This is a genomic window from Pseudoalteromonas sp. ABE4_541 (genome assembly GCF_056312285.1).
Genome location: NZ_JBSVEM010000007.1, coordinates 75,312 through 101,630 on the forward strand (window position 1 = coordinate 75,312; position 26,319 = coordinate 101,630).

The following is a 26,319-nucleotide window of genomic DNA, read 5'->3' on the forward strand; positions in this document are numbered from 1 at the left end:
TGTGATATAACCCATTGAATACCATATCAACTTTGTTAACTTGATAGTTAACTGGAGAATATATGTCAGCTATCTATATTGCTGGAATAGCAATTTTTTCGGTACTTGCACAGTGGCTAGCATGGGCGTTAAAAGTACCCGCCATTTTGTTTTTGTTATTGATCGGTTTAATTTTAGGCCCGCTTACCAGCCAATTGAGCCCTGACGACTTGTTAGGGGATTTACTGTTACCCGTCGTTTCCTTGTCTGTCGCCATAATCTTGTTTGAAGGCGCACTCACGCTTCATTTTAGAGAACTGAAAGGTATTGGTCGCATTGTTCGTAACCTGTGCTCTATTGGTATGTTCGCCACATTCGTGATCGTTGCATTAAGCGGTTACTTTGTTCTGAATCTAGATTGGCGAGTTGCAGCTGTACTAGGCGCAGTATTAGTTGTAACCGGGCCTACAGTTATTGCCCCCATGCTCAACGCTATGCGTCCAACACAAGATATTGACCGAGTGCTGCGTTGGGAGGGTATCGTGATCGATCCGATTGGCGCATTATTTGCCGTACTCGTTTTTGAGGCTGTGAGCTTTGTTGGTCAAGGAGAAGTCTTAAGCCACACACTGATTGCACTGTTTTCTACGCTTGGTGTAGGTTTAAGTGTGGGAATTGTTGCAGGCTGGATAACCAGCACACTACTCCGCCGAGAGTGGCTACCCTATGAGCTACATAAGTTTGGTATTTTGGCGCTCGTCTTGTTTAGCTTTACCGCTTCTAACCACCTAGCCCATGAGTCAGGATTGCTGGCCGTGACCATATTTGGTATTTGGCTCGCAAACCAAGATGATTTAGAGATAGATTCTGTGTTGGAATTTAAAGAAGATCTTTCTATGATACTCATCTCTAGCCTCTTTATTTTGCTTGCCGCACGCTTGCAGCTCAGTGATTTAATGCTTTTAGGTGTAGAGACATTTATCTTTTTAGCCATTGTACTGTTTGTCGCGCGACCTATCTGTATCGCTATATCAACGTATAACTCCGACTTACCACTCAAATCACGAATATTGCTCTCTTGGATAGCACCACGAGGTATTGTTGCCGCAGCCGTTGGTTCTGTATTTGCGCTGAGCATGATGGAATCACAAATTGCCGATGCTAATAAGCTCGTGCCGTTAATCTTTACGGTGATCATTGTGACTGTGGTTTTGCAAAGCTTAACGGCAACGCCACTGGCAAAGTTACTCGGCGTTCGTCAGCCTAGTCCAAATACCATGTTGATAATTGGTGCAAACCATGTCGCACGTGCAATCGCTAAGGGCTTGAAAGAACAAAATGTTGACGTCTATCTATCAGATCCGGCTTGGGAAAACTGTAAAATGGCAAGAATGGATGGACTTCCTTGTTACTATGGTAACCCGCAATCTGAGCATGCAGAGCGTTATTTGCCGCTTACATCAATAAACTCTGTAATAGCACTTTCGCCAAATAGGCACCACAATGCGTTAGGGGTTCAGTACTTTTCACACTTATTAAATGAACAGAGTGTCTTTTCTCTGCGCTCCTCTACTAACCATGCTAAAGCAAATAAAGATAGTGCGACCTTCCTATCAAGACAAATATTGTTTGGAGAGCAAGGCTACTACGCGCGCCTTAGCAGTTTGATAGCGAAAGGAGGTAAAGTGAGTGCGACTCGCCTTTCTGAAGAGTTTGACTGGGAACAATATCAAGAAGTCAACAAAGAGGCTATCCCGTTATTCATCATCACAGAGATAGGTAACGAGGACACTCAACAGATCCGCCCGTTTGTAGTTAACAACAAAAAGCCGCCAGCTCAGGGCGAGCGTATTGTTGCACTACAGCCCCCAAAAATGTCAGTGCTAAAAGAACCAACGCAAAGCAAAGATTTAAATTCACCTTTAAGTGAGAAGATGAGCCACTGAACTAGGCCCCTAGCTTAAAAAATAAAGGTATGTTATTTCCAAACCCTGAAGTGTTATTGACACTTCAGGGTTTTACATTGGAAGGCGCGCTCTGCGAATCGCACTTTGTGGCATTTTTTGCGCTAACAAAGCAAGTGCTTGTTCAATTTGCTTGTGTAACTTTTTATCTGCCACGGCCGAATGGAACAACCAGCGATATGCATCTTCATAATCTCGTGGACTACCATGACCCGCATTAAATAAATTAACTAAGCGCAATTGCGCTTTTAAATTACCCTGTGCGGCTGCCTCACGTAAATAAACCACCGCCATGGCTTTATCAGCCTGTACTAGTTGACCGATATCATAATAGCGTCCGAGTTGCTCAAGTGCAGATGATAAGCCTTGTTCGGCAGCTTGACGCATATAGTACAAACCAAGCTCTACATTACGCTCAACACACACAGCGTAAGCAAGCATGTCACCATATAAAAACTGATAAGATGGCAATGCCATGGTCTCAGCACGCGCTTCAATATCTTTGACTAACTGACATTCGTCGTCTTTAACACGCTGTAAGTGCTGGTTATTCTTAATTAATTCTATTAATTCTGCTTGCGTATACAAAGGTACTGCAGTAATTTGCTCCTGCGCAACAACCGTTGTACTCATTAATAACGCTAAACAGCACCACTTTTTAATCATAACAAACCCAGTTATTTGACATGCTCTCAAATTTTATACAAGAAACATACCTACTATGCTTTTTGCAGAGATACTTTCAAGCATTACCGTAATTATAGGCACAAAAAAAGCTGCATTGAGCAGCTTTTTTCATTCTGTGATGATTACGCACCAAATGGGTTACGTACAATCATCGTTTCAATACGGTCTGGACCTGTTGAAATAATATCAACTGGTACACCTGTAATTTCTTCTAAGCGCCTAATGTAGTTGATTGCTGCTTGTGGAAGCTGCTCAATCGAAGTTGCACCAAACGTATTTTCGCTCCAGCCTGGCATCTCTTCGTATACAGGTGTTACTTTTTCATAACCCTCTGCTGCTAAAGGCGTTACATTAGTCACTGTACCATCTTCTAATTGGTATCCAGTACAGATCTTAATTGTTTCAACACCATCTAAAACATCTAATTTAGTTAAGCAGAAGCCTGAAATACTGTTGATCTGTACTGCACGACGCATTGCAACCGCATCAAACCAACCAGTACGACGTAAACGACCTGTTGTTGCGCCAAACTCATGACCTTTTTCACCAAGGTGCTTACCGACAGGATCTTGTTTATCAAGACCATCGTAAAGTTCTGTAGGGAAAGGGCCTGAACCAACACGTGTTGTGTAAGCCTTAACAATACCTAGCACGTAGTCTAGATTCAGTGGACCAAAACCTGCACCAGTCGCAACACCACCAGCAGTCGTGTTAGATGAAGTTACATACGGGTAAGTACCGTGGTCAATGTCTAGTAGAGTACCTTGTGCACCTTCAAACAAGATGTTGTCACCTGCAACACGTGTTTGGTCAAGCAACTCGGTTACATCAACAACCATTGACTTCAAGATTTCAGCAACGGCCATTGCATCATCAAATGTCTTTTGGAAATCTACAGCATCAACTTTGTAGTAATTTACTAATGTAAAGTTATGATACTCAAGTACTTCTTTTAACTTAGCAGCGAATTGCTCTGGGTTGAATAGATCACCAACACGAAGACCACGACGAGCGACTTTATCTTCGTAAGCAGGACCGATACCACGACCCGTTGTACCAATTGCTTTTTCACCGCGAGCAAGCTCACGTGCTTGGTCAAGTGCAACATGGTAAGGCAAAATTAGAGGACATGCTTCGCTGATCAACAAACGCTCACGAACTGGTACACCACGCTCTTCAAGCATACCAATTTCTTTCATTAATGCGTCCGGTGCTAATACCACACCATTACCAATCACACATTTTACGTTATCACGCAAAACACCAGATGGAATTAGGTGCAATACCGTTTTTTCACCGTTAATTACCAACGTATGACCAGCGTTATGACCACCTTGATAACGAACAACTAAAGAAGCTTTATCTGTTAGTAAGTCTACAACCTTACCTTTACCTTCGTCACCCCATTGGGTGCCTAATACAACGACGTTTTTACCCATTGCAAATTCACTTAGAAAAAATTAGGCGCAGATTTTACCAGAAAAGCGGGGGGGAGATCATCCCGTTTTGGTTGTTTTTTCTTCATTCACGAAAATAGTGTTCAAAATAACTGATATAAAACAAAAAAAGCTCTGAATAATTTCAGAGCTTTTTAATATTCAGTCACAAATCGGCTGCTATTTGCCCTTTGCACCTTTCATGTAGTCAAAGAACTCGCTATCTGGTGAAAGCACCATCACATCGCCTTTGTCTTTAAAGGTCTGCTTATACGCTTCCAAAGAACGAACAAAGCTGAAGAACTCAGGGTCTTTGTTATAAGCATCAGCGTAAATTTTCGCAGCTGTAGCATCACCTTGACCTTTTACTGCGCGTGCATTTCGTTCTGCGTCAGCCAACATTACCGTTACTCGGCGGTCAACTTCAGCTCGAATAGTTTCAGCTTTCTCTTGACCTTCAGAGCGATGCTCTTTCGCCACCGCCGTACGCTCAGCACGCATACGTTGGAAGATTGAGCTACTGACTTCGTTGGGCAGATTGATTTGCTTAACACGTACGTCTAGTACTTCAATACCTAACTCTTTAGCACTTTCAGACGCTTGTACTAACGCTTCTTCCATAAGCTCACTACGCTCACCAGAAACAATTTCTTTAATTGTGCGAGAACCAAAGTTTGTTCTTAGACCGTTGTTTACCTTTTGCTTCAATAGTGTTTCTGCATACTGCTTATCACCACGGGCACGCAGATAAAAAGAACTGAAATCATTAACACGCCATTTTACAAATGAGTCAACAATTAAGTCTTTTTTCTCGCTTGTCACAAAACGGTCAGGTGCACCATCCAGCGTTTGAATACGCGCATCTAACTTACGTACCTGACTGAAAAAAGGTACTTTAAAGTGCAAACCAGGAGCATAAACAACCGCGTTATCATCCGCATCTTTTTGTACCTTACTAAATAGTAAGACAATCGCACGCTGACCTTCAGTAACAACGAATACCGATGAAAACGACATCAGCACAGCAGCGAGTAAAACCACAATACTAAAATTCTTCATTGCGCTTATCTCCCGTTGTTAAATCTGTCTTGCGAAAAGCGATCGTTACCGCTATTCACAGAGCTATTGCGCGATTGACCTAAGCTCTGACGTAATTGATTGATGTCATTTTTACTAGGAAGTGTGATCTGATTACCTGAGCCACTTTGTCCCATAATTTTATCCAGTGGTAAATACATCATGTTGTTACCACCTTTTACATCAACAAGTACTTTGGTGCTTCGACCTAACACGTCTTCCATAGCATCAATATATAGGCGTTGCCTAGTTACCTCTTTTGCCGCTTGGTACTCTGGCAACAGCTTTTCGAAACGCTCTACTTCACCGCGTGCTTCTAGCGTTACACGCTCGCGATATGCTTCCGCTTCTTGCGTCATACGCGTAACTTGACCACGTGCTCTTGGTTCAATTTCTCTCGCATAAGCTTCTGCTTCACGAATGAAACGTTCTTCATCTTCTTGCGCAGCAATAGCATCATCAAACGCATCTTTCACTTCTGAAGGTGGACGAGAGTCTTTAAAGTTCACGTCGGTAACTAAAATACCTAGGTTGTAAGGCTCAATGATTTTATTTAATTCGTCCCAAGTTCTTTGACGCACTAATTCACGACCAGTCGTTAACACTTGGTCCATACGAGAATGGCCAACAACATAACGCAGTGCACTATCTAGTGACTGCTGAAGGCTATGATCAGCATCAGTCACACTAAATTTGTACAGTCTTGGGTCCATAACACGATACTGAACTTCAAACTCAACACTTACCACGTTTTCATCTTCAGTCAGCATAAAACCCGATGCAGATAAAGAACGAACTGCTTCAATATCAATTGGAATAACTCGCTCTATAAAAGTCATCTTCCAGCGTAAACCAGGTTCAGCGATACGGTCGAATTGACCAAATTGAAGAACAATTCCACGCTCAGCTTCTTTGACGGTGTAAATACCGCTTAAAGCCCAGACAACTAACGCAATAAGAAAAATAAAAGTAACACCGGCGCCACCTAGGCCACCACCATTACCACCCGACTTACCGCCAAATAGACCACCAAACTTGTTGCTGAATTTACGGAATACCTCGTCTAGATCAGGTGGGCCTTGATCCCGACCCCCGCGGTTTTTCCACGGGTCGTTATCATTGCCATTATTACCCGGTTCATTCCAGGCCATAGCTATACTCCATTGTTATTAAAGTTAATTAGGATAAATCTAACAAATCTGTCGCGTTTCTCATACCCAAATGCGTACAAATCTACATTTTTCTGGATAAAAACTATATTTCTATAAATTTCTCTATTTCCATACCTTGCTCTTTTTTGAGTCGTTCCCAGTCCACAGCAGGCAAGCGCACAGACACTAACCAGTTACCCGACTCATCATACCTCTCCTGCTGGACTGCATTTAAATTAAATAACGCACCTCTTAAACGCCCAAAAGCTGGCGGGATACGCAAGGTATGGTTGAAAATCTTTTTAGCCAGCAATAATGATATTGCCTCTGATAACAGCTCGGTTCCTTCTCCACTATGTGCCGATAACCAAACACGAATTGGTTGACCTTCATCATTGTAGTCAATCCGTGGCTTTACATCGTCGAGCAAATCAATTTTGTTATAAACCAAAAGCTGTGGAATTTCGTCAGCTTCAATTTCTTTTAGCACGGACTGGACTTCTTCAATATTCTCTTTACGTCGATTATCAGCCACATCTATCACGTGTAGCTGTAAATCCGCTTCTCGAGTTTCTGTCAGTGTCGCTTTAAACGCAGCTACAAGGTCATGGGGTAAATGACGAATAAACCCCACCGTATCGGCAAAAATAACCGGCCCAATGTCATCTATATGGAGCTTACGCAAAGTTGGATCAAGTGTTGCAAACAGCTGATCCGCCGCATACACATCTGAATTCGTCACTAAATTAAATAAAGTTGACTTACCAGCATTGGTATATCCGACCAATGATACCGTAGGTACTTCATTACGGGCACGTGCTCGACGCCCTTGCTCACGCACGGTTGCCACTTTTTCTAGCCGTTTACGAATACTTTTAATTCGTTCTCGAAGTAGTCGTCTATCGGTTTCAAGCTGAGTTTCACCTGGGCCCCGCAGACCAATCCCGCCTTTTTGCCTTTCTAAGTGCGTCCAGCCACGGATCAACCGTGTAGAAATGTGACGCAACTGGGCAAGTTCAACTTGCAACTTACCTTCATGGGTACGGGCACGCTGGGCAAAAATATCCAATATCAAAGTCGTCCTATCGAGGACTCGGCATTGACATACTCGCTCTAGGTTTCTTTCTTGAGAAGGACTCAGTTGGTGATTGAAAATTACGACATCTGCATTGTGGGTTTTGACAATCTCAGCGATTTCTTCTGCTTTACCTGTTCCGACGAAAAGCTTGGCATGTGGTGCTTGGCGGCTGCCTTGCACAACCGCCAAACTGCTAACACCTGCAGAAGATACCAACATTTCCAATTCTCGAAGATCTTCTCGATCTCCTTCATTTTGAAAGTCGATATGCACTAAGACTGCCTGTTCGCCGGCTTCATAACGGTCAAACAAGCATTACGCTCCTAAAAAATATTAAAAATTACCATCTTCGTTGTGCTCACTACCATCAGTGCCAGTTGCACTTTGGAAATTAACTGCGCGTGCTGGCACCACAGTTGAGATAGCGTGCTTATACACCATTTGATTTACTGTGTTTTCTAATAAAATAACAAACTGATCAAATGATTGAATTTTACCTTGCAATTTTATGCCGTTAACTAAAAAAATTGAAACAGGAATGCGCTCACGACGTAAGACATTCAAAAACGGGTCTTGTAACGATTGGCCTTTTGCCATTTTCTTTTCCTTCGTTCTAGGTGTTATTATTAGTTTCGCCGTTAATAAATCTAAGTAGTTTGATTTAACAACTACATATTAGCTTAGCGAAGTTAGTACACGTTGCAAGTTTTGTTGGTCATCGGTTTCTAACCAAGTTACATCAGACCATCCTCTCAACCAAGTGAGTTGCCTTTTTGCTAATTGCCTTGTGGCTGCAACGCCTTTGAAAACCATTTCTTCGTAGTTACACTCTCCAGCTAAGTGCTCCCACATTTGACGATATCCGACACAGCGAATCGATGGCAGATCAGAATGTAAATCACCTCGTTGATATAAGGCCAAAACTTCTTTTTTAAACCCTTGCTCCAACATTATTTGGAATCTTTTTTCGATACGCTCATGCAGAACTTTACGATCACTTGGCGCGATCGCAAACTGGTAAAACTCATAAGGTAAAGGAGGCTGTTTTTGCTGTTGCAATTCAGTCATCGTTTTACCAGTAATACGATACACCTCTAGGGCTCTATTAATGCGCTGAGAATCATTCTCACTGATTTTTTCTGCCGCTTCAGGGTCTATCTGTGTTAGTTGTTCATGTAATGCAGGCCAACCAAGCGCGTTTGCTTCTTGCTCAAGTATAGAGCGCACTTGCGGGTCAGCTTCTGGCAATGGTGAAAGGCCTTCTATCAACCCTTTGTAATACATCATCGTCCCGCCGACTAGAATAGGGACTTTGCCTTGTTGGTGCAGCTTATCTATTTGACGACACGCATCTTTGCGAAAATCTGCCACTGAATAACTTTCACTTGGATCGAGAATATCAATTAAGTGATGCGGTGCAAGCGCAAGTTCATCTGCATCTGGTTTAGCTGTACCTATATCCATTCCTTTGTATACCAAGGCTGAATCAACACTGATGACTTCGGTGTTTAACCTTTGACACAACTCGATTGCTAACGCTGTCTTACCAGCAGCGGTTGGTCCCATCAGGGTTATAACAGGTAACTTACTCAACTCTAAAACTCTTGCGGTAATAATTGTAAAAACATCTTATGATCTATTTTAACTGCTTTTTCCTGAATGCGCGCCAAACATTTAGCACTTTTTTCCATATATTGCTGAACTTTGGTAAATTGCTCAGAAGAGAAGTACTTTTCTGGTGTATTAATCGCAAGCCAATTTAACCAGCTTTCAATGCTATCATGGCGACAAGAGCAAGCGTCTAACACCTTTGAAATAAACACTCCAACGTCAACATTATACAAGCTTACAGGCAGCTTTTTAACCATCACATAACCGTCAAAAAGCTGCATATCAAAGCCTAGTAATGTTAACCAAGACTGCTGCTCTGTCAGTAAAGCGATTTCTGAAGAGTCGAGGTTTACACGTACAGGTAGAAGTAACGCTTTGCTAAGTAAACTCGCATCTTGCTCTAATTGTTCCAACCAATATGGTTCCAAAGCATACTTACAGTGTGAAACGTAAAGTTGGGCATGTTTGGACAACAAAACCCCACCCTCTTCAATCGGCAAAAGTGATGTCACTCGTGTAGCAAGCGCAGCGGTATTATCGTTCTCGACAGGTTGATCAAATTCGCTGGCTTGATGATAACTCAGCCCTTGATAGAGTTGGTTCACATTATACTGGTGTGTACTTTGCGTGTTTTTCGCCGTTCTGCTAGCCCCACCCACTGAATTCGTTTTCGCCGGATTGGCTTCTCTATCAAATGTTGCAGACCAGTTAGACGATGTATTTTCTGTCTCAGATACGACATGTTTTTCCAGACTTGGCTGTAAACTACTACGGTAGCTACTATGATCAGCCTCAGCTACGTGAGAAGTAGCCGTTAGATCTTGAAAACTCTGTGCTGCGGGTATGACAGCTTGCTTGATAGCTTGCACAATAAAGTCGTGCACTAATCGCGCTTGATGAAAACGCACTTCATGTTTTGCTGGATGCACGTTAACATCGACTTGTCTGGGATCAATTTCTAAATAGACCACAAAGCCAGGAAGCTCTTGTTCACCAATCACTTCCTCAAATGCTTGACGAATAGCATGAAGAATAAGCTTATCACGCATCATCCGTCCGTTCACATAAGTATACTGGGTACTATTACTGCTACCAACGGGTAATACCCATGCATAAAGCATTAGCCCTTCAGAGCCAGACTCAATATAAGTGGCTTGCTGTTCAAAAGCTTTTCCCGAAACTTGAGCGACGCGTTTTACGCCTTCTCCAAGAGCCCGTGCACGATACTGACGCACCACTTTTTGGTTATGAGTTAAGGTGATCGCTACATCAAAGCGGCTCAATGCAATGCGTTTCACTAGCTCATCAATATGACTAAACTCGGTTTTTTCTGTACGTAAAAACTTGCGCCTTGCTGGCGTATTGAAAAACAGATCTTTTACTTCGATCGTTGTGCCATTTGGATGTGCTGTGGGTTGCACTTGCACTGCCATATCTCGCCCTTCGGCAAAAGCTTGCCATGCAGTTTCCTGCTCCGCAGGCTTAGAACTTAACGTCAAACGTGATACCGAGCTGATCGATGCCAGTGCTTCGCCTCTAAATCCTAACGATGCGATGCACTCTAAATCATCTAAGCTTTTCAATTTACTTGTTGCATGACGTGACAATGCCAATGTCAATTCATCTTTGGCAATACCATGGCCGTTGTCACGAATTCGGATCAACTTGTGACCACCGCGCTCAATATCTATATGTATTTTAGTCGCCCCAGCATCGATACTGTTTTCAACCAGTTCCTTAACCACTGAGGCAGGACGCTCTACTACTTCACCAGCCGCTATTTGGTTAGCAAGGCGAGCGGGTAATACTTCAATTGTCATAGGAATTACGCCTTGGGGATAGTAAGCACTTGGCCTACATAGAGTATATTATTTTTCAGCTGGTTAGCCCGCTTTAGTGCCGCCACTGACACCCCATAGCGACTTGCTAATACACTTAACGACTCGCCACTTTTTACAATGTGCTGTTCAGGCGCTTTTAATCGCGCAAACAAAGAGTCGTCAGGTGGATAGCGTTTGTAATAGTTTTTAATCGATTTAAAAATAGCGCGAGCCAGTTTCTCTTGATGCGTTGAGGATGTTAACAAACGTTCCTCTCGTGGATTAGAAATAAATCCAGTTTCTACCAATATAGAAGGTATATCAGGTGATTTAAGTACACCAAAATTAGCTGACTGGGGCTTTTTCTTGTGTAGCTTTGTGACCTTTTTTAACTCTCCCACTACTTCTTGTGCCACTTGGACCGCCGTTTTCATAGAGTGGTCCATCGACATATCTAACAGTGCTTTTGCCAAATACTTTTCATTTTCGGTGTCTTTTATCAATTCAGCGGCACCACCCAATAGCTGAGAATGCTTTTCTTTATCTTCTAGCCACTTACCTACTTCAGAGTTTGCTCTACGCAACGATAATACCCACACAGACGAACCACTGGGTCCAGGACTGGAAAATGCATCGGCATGAATTGAAACAAAGAAATCAGCACGCTTTTCTCGCGCTTTCACCGTACGCGTATTGAGCTTTAAAAAGTAGTCTCCCGTGCGCGTCAGCCTCGCCTTCATACCAGGCTGCTTATCGATCAAGCGAGCTAAACGCTTTGCGATAGGCAAAGTGACATTTTTCTCATAGATACCCGATGGGCCTATCGACCCCGGATCCTCCCCCCCATGCCCTGCATCAATAGCAATAATAATATCTCTATCTGTCAAACGTTCGCGCTTTTTCGACTGGTTTTTATCATTGCTATACAAACTTGTTTGCTGTGCATATAAATCAACGACCAGCCTATTTTTATATGGCCCAGCAGGCGCAAGCGCTAAAACAACAGGTTTAGCACTTCTGCTCAAATCGAACACCACTCGCGTACTGTGTGAATTCTTTGCTTTGCTATATCGGAGCTTTTTAATGATGCGATGTTCCACTGGGATCTCGGGCAATGAATCGACTTTTTTGGTATCGTTTAGATCCACTACAAGGCGCAAAGGGTTTTTGAGCATAAAGTAGCTGTAATCGGGCTTTTGTGATAAATCAAATACCACCCGAGTGCTATCAGGAGATGGCCAAACGCGCACGCCTTCCATCTTGTTCTGTGCGTATGCTAAGTGGCTCACACTGAGCAGCAAGGCATACCAAATCCAATTTTTTATGTTTTGGAAACTACGCATCATGTCCTAAATTATCTATGACTTTCTGTCCTCGCCGTGTCTCAGCGCTTATTGTTATTTCTCGCTGCTCACCCTGATATGACATTGTCACATTCAAATCAGGTGTTGGAATAAATCCAAAACCTTTCTCTGGCCACTCAATGACGCAAACAGCTTGTTGGCTAAAATAGTCTCGTATACCCATATATTCTAGTTCTTCGGGATCACCTAAACGATATAAATCGAAATGATATATTGAGACATCATCTAACTCATAGGGTTCAACTAAAGTATAGGTTGGGCTTTTTACTTTGCCTGTATGGCCAAGGCCTTGCACAATACCTCGCGTCAGGGTGGTTTTACCGGCTCCCAAGTCGCCATGTAAAAACAACACCGCACCTTCTTTAATCAATTGACTTAGACGCGTGCCCATCGCAACGGTTTGCGCCTCGTCAGCAAGGTGAAGGTTGAAAGTATTGTTCATATTTACCCCAGTAAACGTCGAATATAAATAAATAAATCGCTGGCAAGGAGTCCTTTTTCACCGTCTTTGGCGGCAATTTGTGCAGCTAAACCATGAATATACACAGCTAAGCTAGTTGCAGCAAATATCGGCATACCCTGCGCTAATAATCCGCCGATTATACCAGACAACACATCGCCCATCCCAGCACTTGCCATCGCTGCGCAGCCTGAACGGTTAATATTTATGCCACGGCTATCTCCAATCAACGAACCCGGTCCTTTTAATACCACCGTTGCTGCGTATTGCGCGACCAACTGTGTTACGGTATTAAAACGCGCATGCTCGTCAAAATCACTTGTATCTGCAAGTAATCGCTTCGCCTCTCCCATATGTGGCGTAAGCACCGCAGAGTTAAAACGCTGCTCACTTTTTGCCAGCATATTGAGACCATCCGCGTCACAGACAACTGGCTTAGGAAATGCTAGGCAAAAGTTAAAAAGACGATGAGCCCATTCATCTTGCCCCATCCCTGGGCCTACTACCAAAATATCAGCTTTTGCCATCAGCGGTTCTAAATCGCTATCAGAATCAATACCATGCACCATTAATTCATAACGCCCTTGTAAAACCATCGCAACATTATCAGGGTGAGTAGCAACACTTACCAAACCTGCACCACTTCGTAAGCAAGCTTCTGCTGCTAAACGAATTGCGCCCGCCATTCCCTTGTTACCACCAACCAAAAGTACATGCCCACACTGATTTTTATAACTGGTGAGTGCTCTTTTTGGTGCCAATGCGAATAAACTTTTTTGGTCTAATGACGAAATTGAGCTTTGAACTAATTCAGCAAATTTGTTACCTACTTCAAGTGGCGCATATAAAAGTGTGCCACTATGTGCCTTTGCAGCGCCAGTTAAACACCCTTGCTTAAGACCAATAAACGTCATAGTAATATTTGCCTCGAATGACCCCTCTGCTACTTGGGCTGTGGTGCCGTTCACACCGCTTGGGATATCAATGCTCAAGCGTGTAGCCTTACTCTTTTTACAAGCTGTAAAAAGTGATTTTAGTGCTGGGGTAAGCTGCCCCCGAAAACCCGTACCAAATACACCATCGACTATGACACAGTAATCCTCAATTTCAGGCGCCTTATCAGTCATAGGTACCGCCAATTCGTGTGCCTTCTGATAAGCACTTTTGGCATCACCTGTCAGCAAAGAAGGAGGTTCAATACTATAAACAAGCACCTCTCTACCCGATTGATAAAGTAGTTTGGCCAACACGTAAGCATCTCCTGCATTGTTGCCTTTGCCTGCCAAAAGCAAGATACGCTGAGCGCTCACCAGTTCGTGATCAAATAAGGAGAAAAGTGCCTCGCCCGCAAACTGCATTAATTGTGACAAATTATATCCCGCTTGCAGTGCCGCTTCTTCTTCAAATTGCTTCACTTGCTGGGCGCTATAAGCGACTTGTGGTAGATTAGTAGTGTATTTAGCTTCCAAGATAAACGTTCCGTGACTACTGATAGTATTAATTATATTGAACTGGCCAAAAAAATTAAGCAATGGGGTAAAGAACTGGGATTCGCAGATGTTGCGATCACTGATGTAGACCTTTCCAAACATGAAGCCCAACTGCAACATTGGCTAGATAATGGCTATCACGGAGAAATGGACTATATGGCTGCGCACGGTATGAAACGTGCTCGCCCTGCTGAACTAGTGCCTGGCACTCAACGCGTGATCAGCGTAACCATGCACTACTTGCCACCTGACGCAAGTTTTGCCAAAACCTTGGCAAATAAAGAAACGGCCTATATTAGTCGTTACGCATTAGGCCGTGACTACCACAAGCTGATTCGCAATCGCCTTAAACATTTAGGCAAAAAAATTGCCGATGATGTCTCTGAGTTGGGATTTAGACCCTTTGTCGATTCTGCCCCTGTTTTAGAAAGACAGCTAGCAGAAAAAGCCGGGCTTGGATGGCGTGGTAAAAATAGTTTACTCATCCAAAAAAAAGCAGGCTCTTGGTTTTTTTTAGGGGAGTTGTTTGTGGATATACCACTACCTACTGACGAACCACAAACCAGCGAAGGATGCGGACAATGCAATGCATGCATAACACTTTGTCCTACAGGTGCTATTGTCGAGCCCTACGTGGTGGATGCACGTAAATGTATTTCTTATCTTACTATTGAACTACAAGGTGCAATCCCCGAGCAATATCGTTCTCTTATCGGAAACAGAGTATACGGTTGTGATGACTGCCAGCTCGTTTGCCCTTGGAATCGCTTTGGCCAATTGACTAAAGAGCAAGACTTTTCGGCACGTACTGCCTTGAAAGACCGAGCATTGGTCGAGCTATTTGCGTGGGATGAACACACCTTTTTAAAAAATACAGAAGGGAGTCCTATTCGACGCATAGGCCATGAAAGGTGGCTGCGAAACCTAGCTGTTGGATTAGGCAACGCGCCATTTAGCCCTAGGATTGTTCAGGCGCTCGAAGCTAAGCTCGACTCAGCTTCACAACTTGTCGCTGAACACATTCGCTGGGCCATTGATCAACAAGCAGCAAAACAAAATGCACAAAGCCGAAAACACAAACGTTTAATACGGATCATCGAAAAAGGCCTACCTAGAGATGCTTAAAGGTCAATATAGCCTAGGTATTTACGTATCGTCTACTTTATTACTTAATGTCGATAAGTCGGATTCTATTTCACTAAATGCCAGCTTCACTTGCATTAATGACTCTTCTCTCGCCACAGACTTCTGAATTGCGTCATCAACGTGTCGATAGATGAAAAGCTCCTGATCCTCATCTAAACCCATGGTTGGGATACGATGCTCAAATTGCTCTTGTAACTTTCTAAAAACTTGCTCATTCTGTTTGCGATTGTTTTCCAATAGGTGTAACAAACTTTTGAATTTGCTATTGATCATAGCTATCGCACCATTCAAGTTTGTTTGCTGCGCACGTAATTCATTGCGTGTCATAATGGCCAATAACTGCTGCTCAGTTACACTGACAATAAAACAAATATGGTCCCTGATCCGACCATGTTTTTCATTGTCGTCTTCTGGCATGTTCAATATCAATGCACTGATATATTCGTAGTTAACTAAAATTCGGTTAGTAAATTCGTGTAAACGTCCTTTCGACTTAAGTATTTCGAAAAGCTCCAACACAATGGGTGAACATATACCAGAAGTGGCATAATGCATCCGCTCACCCTCTGTTCGAACTTCTAAGTTACAGCTCAAGCCAAAGTGTGATAAGCAGTTTATGAGCGCACTTGCTAGATTAGGGATATTATCAATTGAACCAATATGTTCAATATAGTTTACTATTTGCCCCATTTCACTGCTGTTGGCCATTGCACTAAAGGCAGTGGTTGTGGCATCTTCAACTTGTTGCTCTAAGATATCTTTTTCCAACAACATTTGACCTAGCTTTATCAACTTTGTCGTCAACTCACCTTGCCCAAATGGCTTAACTATGTAGTCTTCAGCACCCACAGCATAGCCTTCCATCCTTTCCTCAACAGAGCCTCTGGCAGATACAAACATCACCACTATATGGTTGGTTTCAGGGTTAGCTTTGATAGCTCGACACACCTCATAACCGTTCATTTTCGGCATGCTAACATCGAGTAAAACCACTTGAGGATCAAACTCTTTAAGCATGTCTAAGCACTCGGGGCCACTACTGGCAGTTTTTAAGTCAAAGTCTAAATCTTCAAGGATTTCTTCGATAATTTCGAGGTTGAATGGCTCATCATCCACGGCGAGAACACGTTGCAGTGCCATACACAAACTCCTTCTAAAAAAATGGTTACCTGAATTAGTTATAGTCTTGCTTTGTACATTGTGCGAGTTATCACCAACTAATGTTGACTCAATGGGAGTTCAATATGCATTATGGCCCCCGTAGGTTCATTGTTTGTTGCCCAAATGCACCCTTTGTGAAGCAGCACAAACTCCTTACAAATAGCTAACCCTAAACCCGTTCCACCTGCACCGCTATTCGTCTTACTACTTTGCACAAACTTTGAAAATATTTGGCTTAACTCATCTTCTGGAATACCAACCCCTTGATCCCATATCTCAATTTTAACCTTGCCTTCTAATTGAGTGATTTCGATGCCAATATGTCCATACTCAGGGCTAAATTTAACGGCATTGCCCAATAGGTTTCTGATCACCTGATTGATTTGCTCTTTATCACACGAGGCTATTAGTGAGCTTTCCGCACATTCAAGTTGAAACTCTACATGTTTCGCCAATGCTGATCCTGATACATCATCGATACCGGTTTTAATAATGCCAACCAAGTCATGTAACTCGGGTGTGAACGGAAATCGGCCCGCATCTAACTTGGATAAATCCAACAAGTTATTAAGCAACCTTAATAAACGCTCACCGCTGGTTTCTATTCGGGATAGATATTTCTCAAGTTTGTCTATGGGCACTTCGCCAGCTTCAAGCTTTTCAATACCAAATCGTGCAAAACTCAAAATTGAGTGCATTGGAGTGCGAAGCTCATGAGACATATTAGCTAAGAATTCTGATTTGCTGATGTTAGCTGCTTCCGCCGCTTCTTTTGCTTTTTGAAGCTGTGCGGTTCTAGCTTGTACCTCAGCCTCTAGCACTTCTTTTGCTTCTTCTAATACCTGCTGCTTTTTCTTAAGGTAGGATACGTCTTTTAGGATGACAGAAAATGCCAATTCACCGTGATGGTCTATTTCATGAAATGTACCCATAAGAGGAACCGGCATTTCATCCGAAGGAAGTAAAAGCTCACAATCGAAGCTTCTTCCTCCTTTTAATTCAAATATTTGTGATTTTAAATTGGCAACTGACTCTCGGTCAAAAATGTCAAATATTGAGCTCGATTGTATCTGCTCCTGCGATGAGTGAAATAACTCAACACAGGCATCATTCCCCTCAATAATATTGCCATCACGCGTAAATAACATGATGGGATCTGGCGTATGTTTGTATATCACTCTTAATAAGCTGTCTCGTTCGATTAGCGCATCTACCGTGTCTTGCAAGCGCCCAACCAGTTCTTGATTATGCCTTTTCAGTAGCTCAGTTTGCCAAAGCTTATGAAGTGATTTCAGCATATCGCCATCGTCGAACGGACTTATCAAAACATCATCTACGCCTTGGCGAATAGCCTGTAGCATATCTACCTGATCTGCTTTATCTGTGAACAACAAACAACGACAATTGGGGTTGAGTAACTTGAGCTCTTTGAACAGACTAATTGCCGATTTGTCATGGGAGTGAAACACACTAATGAGTACATCAATGCTTTGCTCTTGTGCTTGCGCCAGAGCTTCTGTAGATGTACTAGCGGTATACACCTGCAACTGAGCCCCCGACAAACTGGTCGCCAGTTGACCAAGTCGATCCAAAGAGTCATCGGCAATAAGCACCGATGGCAGCGTTATGCCGTGCTCGCCGCCAATTTCAAAAACCCGCTCTAATAAATTGGTGATTTCTTTGTTCGAAAAAAAGGGGTAAACAACAATCCCGTTAGGCAGTACTCTATTGAATTGACTAAACAGCGCAAGTTGCTCTGCGTTATCAGGCTTGGGGGCAAGTAGGATCAATTTTTCATGTTGACGTAATTCTGACAGCAAATCCAAATATCGATTGGGTATCCCATTGGCAATGGTGATTGCGTCATATTGTTCAAAATCAGTTAGTTGACTGAGCATTCGATAATGAATGTGCTCAACATCTCCGCCTAAAAGTTCAAATAAAACCTTTAGTCGCATAGCCAGAACACTGTTGCTGTCGATGATCAATACTTTGTTAGTCATTAGCCTACATGGTGTTATTCTTGCCTTTACCTAGTGTAGACGAGATTTCAAATTATGAGCCTTTACAATTTTCTAGCAAAGACTTTCCCATGATCGTTAAGCTGAAATGATTGTTGTCCATGCAGGCGATATTTGGTAATTCTCCCCACTTAGCATAGTTATGACGCTCAAATAGTCGAATACTCGGTTTATTGTGACTAAAAATAAAGCCGAGGATATTTGAAATCTGGATACTCGGAGCATGGGACTCTGCGAACTCTAGCAATTTACTCCCCAGCCCCTGACCTCTTGCACTTTGAGTGATATAAATACTGATTTCACAGGTGCCATCGTAAGCAGGGCGTCCATAAAATGATTTAAAACTCAGCCAAGCAAGTACCTGCGCTTCGCGTTCAAAAACGAACAAGGGGCGCTCATCGTGGTGTGTATCAAACCAAGCCAACTTATCTTCAACGCTCGAGGGTTCAGTATCGGCAGTGACCATTCTACTGGCAATCGTTTCATTATAAATCTCAACAATACACTTAAGATCGCTTAATTTGGCTCGTCTAATTGTCATATCACCATAAAACCTGATCGCCACACTGAATAATGGCGTATGATAAGTGAAGTTAATATTTTAAGGAAAGCAGATGTTTAAAAAATCATTAAGCCTGTCGTTGTTATTAAGCGCTTTGATCTCTAGTGGCAGTTTATCTGCAAATGAATGTAACGATTTTACTAATGTCGAATTGCGCAAGCTTCGTTCAGAACAGACGATCAACCTATGCGAGTTTAAGAACAAACCTTTACTCATTGTAAACACAGCGAGCAACTGTGGCTTTACCGACCAGTTTAAAGATCTCGAAGCACTCAATCAAAAATATAAAGAGCAAGGTTTAGTCATTTTGGGCTTTCCATCAGATGACTTTTTTCAAGAAGAAAATGACGAGAAAGAGACGGCAAAAGTGTGCTTTGTAAATTATGGCGTTACTTTTACTATGCTGGCGACCTCAGAAGTAAGAGGCAGTGATGCTAACCCAATTTTTAAACACTTAAACGAGCAAACGAGTTCACCAAACTGGAATTTTTACAAATATCTTGTGTCGGCTGACCGTAAAACGATAAGCCGGTTTAATAGCCGTACTAAACCATTATCGGAAGAACTTACGACTGCAATTGAGAAAGCATTGAACACGAAATAGTGTGATTTTGACACTCTTGTATTAGAATAAAAAATACGCAATAAAAATAACAGGCGAATATTGGAGAGTGTATGACAGTTGCAAGCGCAAGACATATCTTGGTCGAAAGTGAAGCAGAATGCTTAGATTTGAAGGCACGCATTGCTGCAGGCGAAGACTTCGGGGAACTAGCGAAACAGTACTCAAGTTGCCCATCAGGCCAAGATGGTGGGGCACTTGGAGAATTTGGCCCTGGTATGATGGTGCCAGAATTTGATAAAGTCGTTTTTTCAGCGCCCGTTAACGAAGTACAAGGCCCCGTGCAAACACAATTTGGTTTTCACCTATTGGAAGTGACAAGCCGCTCAGATTGATTTAGCATTAATTCAGGGAAGCCGCTGCATGCGGCTTTTTTTATATTTATAATTACAAGGATTTTTTATGCAACTGTTTGGTTCCAACACATCTCCATACGCTCGACGCATTAGAATGCTGATCGCACATCACAATCTAAACATTAGCTATCAGCACTTAGACATATTTAACGAGCAAGACAGGGCAACATTAATCGCTAACAACCCAGCGAGAAAAATTCCTTTCCTAATTGACGGTGAGCATAAAATTTGCGATTCAAACTTGATCCATCGTTATCTGAGTGACAAGTTTTCTTTAGAGAAATTATCCTATTGGCAAGAAAATCAGTTAGTACAAATAAACGCATGTAATGACTCGCTCATAGAATTGCTACTATGTAGTCGCTCGGACTTTGACATACAAAGTGATAGTTTATTTTTCAATTTACAGCGTGAACGTATCGATGCGGTACTAACAGAACTTAATACACAATGCACAAAAAGCGCGTTTTTAGACTGCGACTATCTTAAGATCAGTTTATACTGCTTGCTAGATTGGATTGAGTTTAGAAGTTTAAGCGACTTTAGTCACCATAGCGAGTTAGTGAAGTTCCTGAATGAGCATCACAGCCTTGCAGGTAGCTCTTCTTCCAATCCTAGGAATTAAATACCCAACTTTTTAAGGTAAACGCAATGAGCGACATCGAAATAGAATCTGAATTAGTCACCTTCGTAGAACAAGTTCGTTTGAATGCACAAATTTGGGCACTTGGCGCGGACGATGGTGGCGTGGTAGTTGTTGAGTCGAATCAATTTGAAGAGACCGATGTGCTGCTCGTGTGGGACAGCGAACAAAAAGCGAAGGCACAATGTAAAGAAGAATGGCAGGACTACACGCCCATTGAGATTTCTTTGGATGAGTTTTTGGATGAATGGGTCGAAGATTTGAATGAAGACCAAGCCTTATTCGGCTTAAACTGGAATGATGACAACGTTTGCTTGGAGATAGAGCCCGTTGGCTTAGCTCGTGCGCTCATTGACTAACGCCACTAGAGTACCTTCTATTGCACGCACATAAGCTTGTGCGTGCTCACCTTTTGCGTTGGGTGGCATTAATGGCTCTGCACCCGCAATCACTGCTTTATCGTAACTCTCACTGACATTTTGACAACATAAGGTAAGTTCAAACCCCAATGCAGGCTGTTTAGGTTGGGCACGAATATAACTTTGTTTGAACTGCGCCTGAGCCAATGGATGATTGGCAAATGCTAAGATCACTTCACCTGTATCTAGCTCGCCATAACTGGCATTTTCATTTACCGATAACGCACTCAAGCCAAATGCTTGATAATAAAAATCGAGGACTTCTTCAACGTTATCAACGTAGATAATTGTTTTTGCAAACCGTGTCATAACTCACCCAGATAAGAAAAAGCAACATACTTCAATGTTTGCTGCTTACTAAGCATAAAGTCAAAAGTGAGCAAAATACAACCTAGGCTACAAAAATAGCCGTAAAACAGTTTGTAAAAAGGTATGTACTAGATAGAACAGCATAAAAAACGGCACCATTAGGTGCCGCTGTTATCAATCTGCATAAAAGCTCATCGCTACGATTTGTTGCGATTTTCTTTAGTAAACGCTCTTAATTTACGCTTTTGTGATAAGGTCATCTTATTGCTACGCCCAGCATAAGGGTTGTCCCCTTCACGGAATTCAATCTTGATAGGCGTCCCCATGATGTTCAGGGCTTTACGATAATAATTCATCAAATAGCGCTTATAGCTGTCTGGCAAATCATGTACTTGGTTACCATGAATAACGATTCTAGGCGGGTTGTAACCACCCGCATGCGCATATTTAAGCTTAACACGGCGACCTCGGACCAATGGTGGCTGGTGATCCGCTTGTGCCATATCCATAATTCTGCGCAGCATTGCCGTACTAATACGCTTAGTTGCCGACTCATAAGCTTCGTCAACCGATTCAAACAGGTGACCAACACCCGTGCCGTGAAGTGCAGAAATAAAATGCAAACGAGCGAAATCAATAAAGCCAAGACGACGGTCAAGTTCTGACTTAATACGCTCTTTTACGTAATCGTCAAGCCCATCCCATTTATTCACCGCTATCACTAACGAACGTCCAGAGTTTAAGGCAAAGCCAAGTAGGCTTAAATCTTGATCAGAAATGCCTTCTCTTGCGTCTACAACCAATAATACCACGTTGGCATCTTCAATCGCTTTAAGCGTTTTGATCACTGAAAACTTTTCAACGACATCGCTAACCTTTTTACGCTTGCGTACACCTGCTGTATCAATGAGCACATACTCACGCTCATTACGAGTCATTGGAATGTAGATTGAATCACGTGTGGTACCCGGCATATCGTACACAATCACACGCTCTTCACCTAAAATACGGTTAGTAAGTGTAGATTTACCTACATTTGGGCGACCAATGATGGCAAGCTTAATTGGCTTATCTTCAAAGCCCGTTTTACCGTCTTCAGCGCCTTCACCTTCAAGATAAAGCTCTGCTATCTCGCTATCATCGTGTTCAATATCATCATCTTGCTCTGCCAGCTCGGCAATCACAGGTTGTAGCGTTAAATCAAGTAACTGAGTAACACCACGGCCATGTGCTGCTGCAATTTGATGTACCTCGCCCAGTGCTAATTGATAAAACTCAGCACAATTGGAATCAGCGTCTATACCATCTGTTTTATTGGCAACGACAAAACACTTTTTTTGCTGCTTACGCAAGTGCTGGGCAATCGCTTGGTCAGCAGCATTCATACCGGCTCTCGCATCGACTAAAAACAGGACGATATCCGCTTCTTCAATCGCTAATAGCGATTGTTCTGCCATTTCGGTTTCAATGCCTTCTTCAGAGCCATCGATACCGCCTGTATCAACCACAATAAACTCGTAGCCATCATAGTTGGCTTGCCCATATTTACGGTCACGAGTCAGACCTGGAAAATCAGCCACAAGCGCATCTCGAGTACGCGTTAAGCGGTTAAACAGTGTGGATTTGCCCACATTAGGTCGCCCAACAAGAGCGATCACCGGAAGCATAGACTACCTCTTTAATAAACAACAAAAGGCTTCGCAATGCGAAGCCTTAACATACTTAACTTACATTAAGTGTTATGGAATTTTTACTGCGCTTACTTCACCATCACGGGTGTATACAATCAGCTTGTCGTCAGCCGTGATTGGTTGAACAAAAAAGCCTGAGCTATCAAACGATTCTCTTGCTACAAGTTGACCCGTTTGTTTATCCAACCAATGTAAGTTACCTTCTTGATCACCAACGGCCAGATAATTACCTGCAACTGCTGGTGCCGTTAAATACCACCCTCTAAGCGCAGGTTGGCTCCAACGTTCAATACCTGAGTCTTTATCGAGTGCATAAATCACACCTTCACTATCGACCAAATAGATAACATTCAATTCAATGGTTAAATCACGGTAGCTGCTGTATTCGCGTTTCCAAACAACATTACCACTACGCACATCAACAGCAACTAAATTACCATTATAGCCGATTGCATAAGCGAGTGAACCGCTCACAACGGGTTGAGTATCAACGTCAACCAAACGCTCAAACTCAGAAGCACCCTCTGCGATTGATACATCAGCACTCCAAGCGGTGTAGCCATTTTCAGCAATTAATACCGAAAGCTTGCCACTTTCTTCACCAAATAACACCCCGCCATTGCCGGCTGTCGGTGAACTTAATCCGCGAAGAGTCAGAGCTGGCACTTCCTGCTCGTGGCGCCAGCGCTCTTCACCTGTATCAGGGTGCAATGCCAGCAGTTTACCAGAGCCTAAGTTCACATACACTAAACCGTCGCCAGCAGCTGGTGACGATAGCGCTTCACCCGGTACATTTTTACGCCAAACTATTTCACCCGAGTCCCTATTTAAGGCAATTACTTCGCCATGTTCAGAACCGATATAAACATTACCGTAAGCCTGTAAGATACCGCCCGAAAGCTTAGCACTGTCGTTATCTTCCCAAGGCCAAAAAGCAGGGTCTTTACGTGTATCTGTCTCCCAAAGCGTTTTACCTGTTTCCAAGTTCAGCGCTTTAACGGCACCATATCGCTCTGCAACAAAAACGGTATCTTTGTATACTGTTGGACTCAGACGAGAAAAGTAGTGCTCAACACCACTGCCGACCGACTCTTGCCAAACAACCTGAGTTTCGAATTGGTTATTAACTTCAGGTAATACCAACTCTTCTTCATCACTCGATGAACATCCCAACAACGACGCCATACATAGCGCCAAGGTGGCCATACTAAGCTTTCTCATGACGACTCCTAGGCAGCAGGTTGCGCTGTAGCTAAATCGTCCAACTTAATCTTTAGCAGGTTGTTAGCGGCATCTTTTGACGCATCTAAAGCAGCTTGGTACTGTGCTTTCGCTTGTGCTTTATCACCTTGCGCTAAGAACACGTCACCTTTGATTTCGGCAACTTGTGCTTTAAAACTCTCTGGCATTGGTTTGTTTAGCGTTGCAACAGCCGCATCAAATTGCGCTTGAGCAAGTTGAACACGAGCAAGGCGAATTAAAGCAGTGGCTTTTAACTCATCACTTTTAACGTTATCTGCAGCCCACTGTAATTTTTGTGCTGCAACATCAAGCTGTTGCTTATCAGCCGCTTCTTTCGCCGCAACAAATGCAGCCAAGACCGCATAGTTAGAATCTGCATTTTCTTTTACAAAGCTGTCGCTCGCGGCAACAACATCATCACTTTCAACAAACTTGTTATAAGCCTCTGATGCAGCTTCTGCTGTGTCGATTTGATGCTGGTTATAAGCTTTCCAGCCGTATAGGCCACCAAGACCAATCACGATGCCCAACGCTAAAGAGACGCCATTTTCACGAAAAAATCGTTTTATTGCTTCGGCTTGTTGTTCTTCTGTTGAGTAAATTTCCATTCTAACCTCTTATGCTATCAGCGCTTGTAATAGAGTTTTAATCTCATCCAACGACACTGTAATCTGTTCTTTTTGTTCTCGCAGATATTTCACGGTTACTTTGCCTTCGGCTAGCTCATCTTCACCTAAGATCAACGCCACCAAGGCATCGCTTTTATCTGCACGCTTTAGTTGTTTCTTAAAATTACCGCCACCGGCGTGAACCATCACGCGTAGCCCAATCACATCATTGCGTAGCTGTTCTGCAATCACAGGTGCTTGAATACTCGCTTTATCCCCCATTGCAGCAACATACACATCCGCATTACGACGAATGTCACCAACACACTCGAGTTCCTGAAGCATAAGCACTAAACGCTCTAGGCCCATAGCAAAGCCCACAGCAGGGGTTGCTTTACCACCTAATTGCTCAACGAGTCCATCGTAGCGACCACCTGCACACACGGTTCCTTGGGCGCCAAGGCTATCAGTCACCCACTCAAATACAGTGCGATTGTAGTAATCCAAGCCGCGAACCAGCTTTTCATTAACTTGGTATTCGACGCCTGCTGCATCCAAACGTTCACATAAATTTTTAAAATGTGCCTGAGACTCTTCATCTAAGTATTCAGATAACTTTGGCGCGTCAACTAATAATGCCTGCACTTCAGCATTTTTACTATCAAGTACACGCAGCGGGTTACTGTGCATGCGGCGCTTGCTGTCTTCATCAAGACGGTCTACATGTTGCTCCAAAAATGCGATCAACGCATCTCGGTAAGTGGCTCTAGCTTCATTTGAGCCTAAAGAGTTCAGCTCTAACTTCACATACTGGCTAATGCCAAACTCTTTCCATAAGCGAGCTGTCATGAGTATCACTTCGGCATCAATATCGGCACTTGCCATACCATAAGTTTCAACACCAAACTGATGGAATTGACGATAGCGACCTTTTTGAGGACGCTCGTGGCGAAACATAGGGCCCATGTACCATAAGCGTTGCTCTTGGTTATACAGCAAACCGGCCTGATTACCTGCGCGCACACACACCGCCGTCCCTTCTGGACGCAGTGTTAAGCTATCGCCACTGCGATCCTCAAAGGTATACATTTCTTTTTCTACGATATCGGTCACTTCGCCAATCGAGCGCTTGAATAAGTCTGTTGACTCTACGATAGGAAAGCGGATCTCTTGGTAGCCGTAAGATGCAACCGTTTTTCTTAAAATGTCTTCTACTTTCTGCCAAATTTGTGTTGTACCCGGCAGACAGTCGTTCATACCACGAACTGCTTGAATTTGTTTTGCCACTGAAATTCCTAAATAAATCTGTTTATTATCAATGCAATCGCCGCAATGAGCCCGACTAACCTAAAAGTTAATCGCTCATTATACCCAAACCGGCTAAAAATGCGACCTAGTGGCCAACATGGCAATATGCACCAA

25 protein-coding genes are annotated in these 26,319 nt (G+C 43.0%); 6 read left to right on the forward strand and 19 right to left on the reverse strand.

Annotated features, from left to right (window positions below; all coding sequences use genetic code 11):
- Window positions 1–62 precede the first annotated feature (62 nt).
- On the forward strand, window positions 63–1,925 hold the full coding sequence (locus ACW689_RS08815; RefSeq protein WP_476290423.1) for a cation:proton antiporter: 1,863 nt from the start codon (window positions 63–65) through the stop codon (window positions 1,923–1,925).
- Between the two features lie 72 nt (window positions 1,926–1,997).
- Here ACW689_RS08815 and ACW689_RS08820 read toward each other — a convergent pair whose 3' ends face one another.
- From ACW689_RS08820 to ACW689_RS08870, 11 genes are all read right to left on the reverse strand, one after another.
- Window positions 1,998–2,609, reverse strand: a complete 612-nt coding sequence (locus ACW689_RS08820; RefSeq protein WP_476290425.1) for a tetratricopeptide repeat protein — start codon at window positions 2,607–2,609, stop codon at window positions 1,998–2,000.
- Between the two features lie 143 nt (window positions 2,610–2,752).
- On the reverse strand, window positions 2,753–4,069 hold the full coding sequence (locus tag ACW689_RS08825) for an adenylosuccinate synthase (RefSeq protein WP_476290427.1): 1,317 nt from the start codon (window positions 4,067–4,069) through the stop codon (window positions 2,753–2,755).
- A gap of 177 nt (window positions 4,070–4,246) precedes the next feature.
- Complete coding sequence (gene hflC, locus ACW689_RS08830) at window positions 4,247–5,125, reverse strand: protease modulator HflC (protein WP_476290429.1); 879 nt, start codon at window positions 5,123–5,125, stop codon at window positions 4,247–4,249.
- Window positions 5,126–5,130: 5 nt separating this feature from the next.
- Window positions 5,131–6,294, reverse strand: coding sequence for an FtsH protease activity modulator HflK (gene hflK / locus ACW689_RS08835; RefSeq protein ID WP_476290431.1), 1,164 nt, complete (start codon window positions 6,292–6,294; stop codon window positions 5,131–5,133).
- Between the two features lie 103 nt (window positions 6,295–6,397).
- On the reverse strand, window positions 6,398–7,684 hold the full coding sequence (gene hflX, locus ACW689_RS08840) for a ribosome rescue GTPase HflX (protein ID WP_476290433.1): 1,287 nt from the start codon (window positions 7,682–7,684) through the stop codon (window positions 6,398–6,400).
- A gap of 21 nt (window positions 7,685–7,705) precedes the next feature.
- Window positions 7,706–7,969, reverse strand: coding sequence for an RNA chaperone Hfq (gene hfq, locus ACW689_RS08845; protein WP_476290435.1), 264 nt, complete (start codon window positions 7,967–7,969; stop codon window positions 7,706–7,708).
- A 78-nt stretch (window positions 7,970–8,047) separates the two neighbouring features.
- The gene (gene miaA / locus ACW689_RS08850; RefSeq protein WP_476290689.1) at window positions 8,048–8,938 is read right to left on the reverse strand and encodes a tRNA (adenosine(37)-N6)-dimethylallyltransferase MiaA; all 891 of its coding nucleotides are present in this window, start codon (window positions 8,936–8,938) and stop codon (window positions 8,048–8,050) included.
- Window positions 8,939–8,967: 29 nt separating this feature from the next.
- The gene (gene mutL, locus ACW689_RS08855; RefSeq protein WP_476290437.1) at window positions 8,968–10,803 is read right to left on the reverse strand and encodes a DNA mismatch repair endonuclease MutL; all 1,836 of its coding nucleotides are present in this window, start codon (window positions 10,801–10,803) and stop codon (window positions 8,968–8,970) included.
- Between the two features lie 5 nt (window positions 10,804–10,808).
- Window positions 10,809–12,146 carry an N-acetylmuramoyl-L-alanine amidase gene (locus ACW689_RS08860; RefSeq protein WP_476290439.1) on the reverse strand — a complete coding sequence of 446 codons (1,338 nt, stop codon included), beginning with the start codon at window positions 12,144–12,146 and terminating at the stop codon, window positions 10,809–10,811.
- Entirely contained in the window at window positions 12,139–12,609 is a 471-nt protein-coding gene (gene tsaE, locus ACW689_RS08865) for a tRNA (adenosine(37)-N6)-threonylcarbamoyltransferase complex ATPase subunit type 1 TsaE (protein ID WP_476290441.1), read from the reverse strand. Before tsaE ends, ACW689_RS08860 begins: the two co-directional genes overlap by 8 nt.
- Window positions 12,610–12,611: 2 nt before the next feature.
- Window positions 12,612–14,096: an NAD(P)H-hydrate dehydratase gene (locus tag ACW689_RS08870; RefSeq protein ID WP_476290443.1), complete on the reverse strand. Its 1,485-nt coding sequence runs from the start codon at window positions 14,094–14,096 to the stop codon at window positions 12,612–12,614.
- A gap of 12 nt (window positions 14,097–14,108) precedes the next feature.
- Between ACW689_RS08870 and queG the strand changes: the two genes are divergently transcribed.
- Window positions 14,109–15,242 (forward strand): tRNA epoxyqueuosine(34) reductase QueG, encoded by a 1,134-nt coding sequence (gene queG / locus ACW689_RS08875; RefSeq protein WP_476290445.1) that lies wholly within the window; start codon window positions 14,109–14,111, stop codon window positions 15,240–15,242.
- A 21-nt stretch (window positions 15,243–15,263) separates the two neighbouring features.
- On the opposite strand, the gene ACW689_RS08880 is transcribed toward queG, so the two are convergent.
- The 3 genes from ACW689_RS08880 to ACW689_RS08890 form a co-directional block, all read right to left on the reverse strand.
- Complete coding sequence (locus tag ACW689_RS08880) at window positions 15,264–16,403, reverse strand: response regulator (RefSeq protein WP_476290447.1); 1,140 nt, start codon at window positions 16,401–16,403, stop codon at window positions 15,264–15,266.
- 77 nt (window positions 16,404–16,480) lie between these two features.
- Entirely contained in the window at window positions 16,481–18,427 is a 1,947-nt protein-coding gene (locus tag ACW689_RS08885; protein WP_476290449.1) for a PAS domain-containing sensor histidine kinase, read from the reverse strand.
- A gap of 52 nt (window positions 18,428–18,479) precedes the next feature.
- Window positions 18,480–18,986, reverse strand: a complete 507-nt coding sequence (locus tag ACW689_RS08890; RefSeq protein WP_476290451.1) for an N-acetyltransferase family protein — start codon at window positions 18,984–18,986, stop codon at window positions 18,480–18,482.
- A 73-nt stretch (window positions 18,987–19,059) separates the two neighbouring features.
- On the opposite strand from ACW689_RS08890, the gene ACW689_RS08895 reads away from it, so the two are divergent.
- From ACW689_RS08895 to ACW689_RS08910, 4 genes are all read left to right on the forward strand, one after another.
- On the forward strand, window positions 19,060–19,611 hold the full coding sequence (locus ACW689_RS08895) for a glutathione peroxidase (RefSeq protein WP_476290453.1): 552 nt from the start codon (window positions 19,060–19,062) through the stop codon (window positions 19,609–19,611).
- Between the two features lie 71 nt (window positions 19,612–19,682).
- Window positions 19,683–19,964, forward strand: coding sequence for a peptidylprolyl isomerase (locus ACW689_RS08900; RefSeq protein ID WP_476290455.1), 282 nt, complete (start codon window positions 19,683–19,685; stop codon window positions 19,962–19,964).
- A gap of 67 nt (window positions 19,965–20,031) precedes the next feature.
- Window positions 20,032–20,610: a glutathione S-transferase family protein gene (locus ACW689_RS08905; protein WP_476290457.1), complete on the forward strand. Its 579-nt coding sequence runs from the start codon at window positions 20,032–20,034 to the stop codon at window positions 20,608–20,610.
- Window positions 20,611–20,636: 26 nt separating this feature from the next.
- Window positions 20,637–20,987 (forward strand): DUF2750 domain-containing protein, encoded by a 351-nt coding sequence (locus ACW689_RS08910; protein ID WP_476290459.1) that lies wholly within the window; start codon window positions 20,637–20,639, stop codon window positions 20,985–20,987.
- Here the strand turns inward: ACW689_RS08910 and ACW689_RS08915 are convergent.
- The 5 genes from ACW689_RS08915 to hisS form a co-directional block, all read right to left on the reverse strand.
- On the reverse strand, window positions 20,964–21,356 hold the full coding sequence (locus tag ACW689_RS08915) for a VOC family protein (protein WP_476290461.1): 393 nt from the start codon (window positions 21,354–21,356) through the stop codon (window positions 20,964–20,966). The genes ACW689_RS08910 and ACW689_RS08915 overlap by 24 nt on opposite strands.
- A gap of 197 nt (window positions 21,357–21,553) precedes the next feature.
- The gene (der, locus tag ACW689_RS08920) at window positions 21,554–23,023 is read right to left on the reverse strand and encodes a ribosome biogenesis GTPase Der (RefSeq protein WP_476290463.1); all 1,470 of its coding nucleotides are present in this window, start codon (window positions 23,021–23,023) and stop codon (window positions 21,554–21,556) included.
- 72 nt (window positions 23,024–23,095) lie between these two features.
- The gene (gene bamB, locus ACW689_RS08925; RefSeq protein WP_476290465.1) at window positions 23,096–24,268 is read right to left on the reverse strand and encodes an outer membrane protein assembly factor BamB; all 1,173 of its coding nucleotides are present in this window, start codon (window positions 24,266–24,268) and stop codon (window positions 23,096–23,098) included.
- An 8-nt stretch (window positions 24,269–24,276) separates the two neighbouring features.
- Window positions 24,277–24,897 (reverse strand): YfgM family protein, encoded by a 621-nt coding sequence (locus ACW689_RS08930; RefSeq protein WP_476290467.1) that lies wholly within the window; start codon window positions 24,895–24,897, stop codon window positions 24,277–24,279.
- A gap of 9 nt (window positions 24,898–24,906) precedes the next feature.
- Window positions 24,907–26,184, reverse strand: a complete 1,278-nt coding sequence (gene hisS / locus ACW689_RS08935) for a histidine--tRNA ligase (protein ID WP_476290469.1) — start codon at window positions 26,182–26,184, stop codon at window positions 24,907–24,909.
- Window positions 26,185–26,319 lie beyond the last annotated feature (135 nt).

Excerpts from the sequence above, each read along its gene's own strand:
- ACW689_RS08815 (WP_476290423.1), top strand. The coding sequence starts at position 63 with ATGTCAGCTATCTATATTGCTGGAATAGCAATTTTTTCGGTACTTGCA.
- ACW689_RS08820 (WP_476290425.1), bottom strand. The coding sequence starts at position 2,609 with ATGATTAAAAAGTGGTGCTGTTTAGCGTTATTAATGAGTACAACGGTT.
- ACW689_RS08825 (WP_476290427.1), bottom strand. The coding sequence starts at position 4,069 with ATGGGTAAAAACGTCGTTGTATTAGGCACCCAATGGGGTGACGAAGGT.
- hflC (WP_476290429.1), bottom strand. The coding sequence starts at position 5,125 with ATGAAGAATTTTAGTATTGTGGTTTTACTCGCTGCTGTGCTGATGTCG.
- hflK (WP_476290431.1), bottom strand. The coding sequence starts at position 6,294 with ATGGCCTGGAATGAACCGGGTAATAATGGCAATGATAACGACCCGTGG.
- hfq (WP_476290435.1), bottom strand. The coding sequence starts at position 7,969 with ATGGCAAAAGGCCAATCGTTACAAGACCCGTTTTTGAATGTCTTACGT.
- miaA (WP_476290689.1), bottom strand. The coding sequence starts at position 8,938 with ATGGGACCAACCGCTGCTGGTAAGACAGCGTTAGCAATCGAGTTGTGT.
- mutL (WP_476290437.1), bottom strand. The coding sequence starts at position 10,803 with ATGACAATTGAAGTATTACCCGCTCGCCTTGCTAACCAAATAGCGGCT.
- ACW689_RS08860 (WP_476290439.1), bottom strand. The coding sequence starts at position 12,146 with ATGCGTAGTTTCCAAAACATAAAAAATTGGATTTGGTATGCCTTGCTG.
- tsaE (WP_476290441.1), bottom strand. The coding sequence starts at position 12,609 with ATGAACAATACTTTCAACCTTCACCTTGCTGACGAGGCGCAAACCGTT.
- ACW689_RS08880 (WP_476290447.1), bottom strand. The coding sequence starts at position 16,403 with ATGGCACTGCAACGTGTTCTCGCCGTGGATGATGAGCCATTCAACCTC.
- ACW689_RS08885 (WP_476290449.1), bottom strand. The coding sequence starts at position 18,427 with ATGACTAACAAAGTATTGATCATCGACAGCAACAGTGTTCTGGCTATG.
- ACW689_RS08890 (WP_476290451.1), bottom strand. The coding sequence starts at position 18,986 with ATGACAATTAGACGAGCCAAATTAAGCGATCTTAAGTGTATTGTTGAG.
- ACW689_RS08895 (WP_476290453.1), top strand. The coding sequence starts at position 19,060 with ATGTTTAAAAAATCATTAAGCCTGTCGTTGTTATTAAGCGCTTTGATC.
- ACW689_RS08900 (WP_476290455.1), top strand. The coding sequence starts at position 19,683 with ATGACAGTTGCAAGCGCAAGACATATCTTGGTCGAAAGTGAAGCAGAA.
- ACW689_RS08905 (WP_476290457.1), top strand. The coding sequence starts at position 20,032 with ATGCAACTGTTTGGTTCCAACACATCTCCATACGCTCGACGCATTAGA.
- ACW689_RS08910 (WP_476290459.1), top strand. The coding sequence starts at position 20,637 with ATGAGCGACATCGAAATAGAATCTGAATTAGTCACCTTCGTAGAACAA.
- ACW689_RS08915 (WP_476290461.1), bottom strand. The coding sequence starts at position 21,356 with ATGACACGGTTTGCAAAAACAATTATCTACGTTGATAACGTTGAAGAA.
- der (WP_476290463.1), bottom strand. The coding sequence starts at position 23,023 with ATGCTTCCGGTGATCGCTCTTGTTGGGCGACCTAATGTGGGCAAATCC.
- bamB (WP_476290465.1), bottom strand. The coding sequence starts at position 24,268 with ATGAGAAAGCTTAGTATGGCCACCTTGGCGCTATGTATGGCGTCGTTG.
- ACW689_RS08930 (WP_476290467.1), bottom strand. The coding sequence starts at position 24,897 with ATGGAAATTTACTCAACAGAAGAACAACAAGCCGAAGCAATAAAACGA.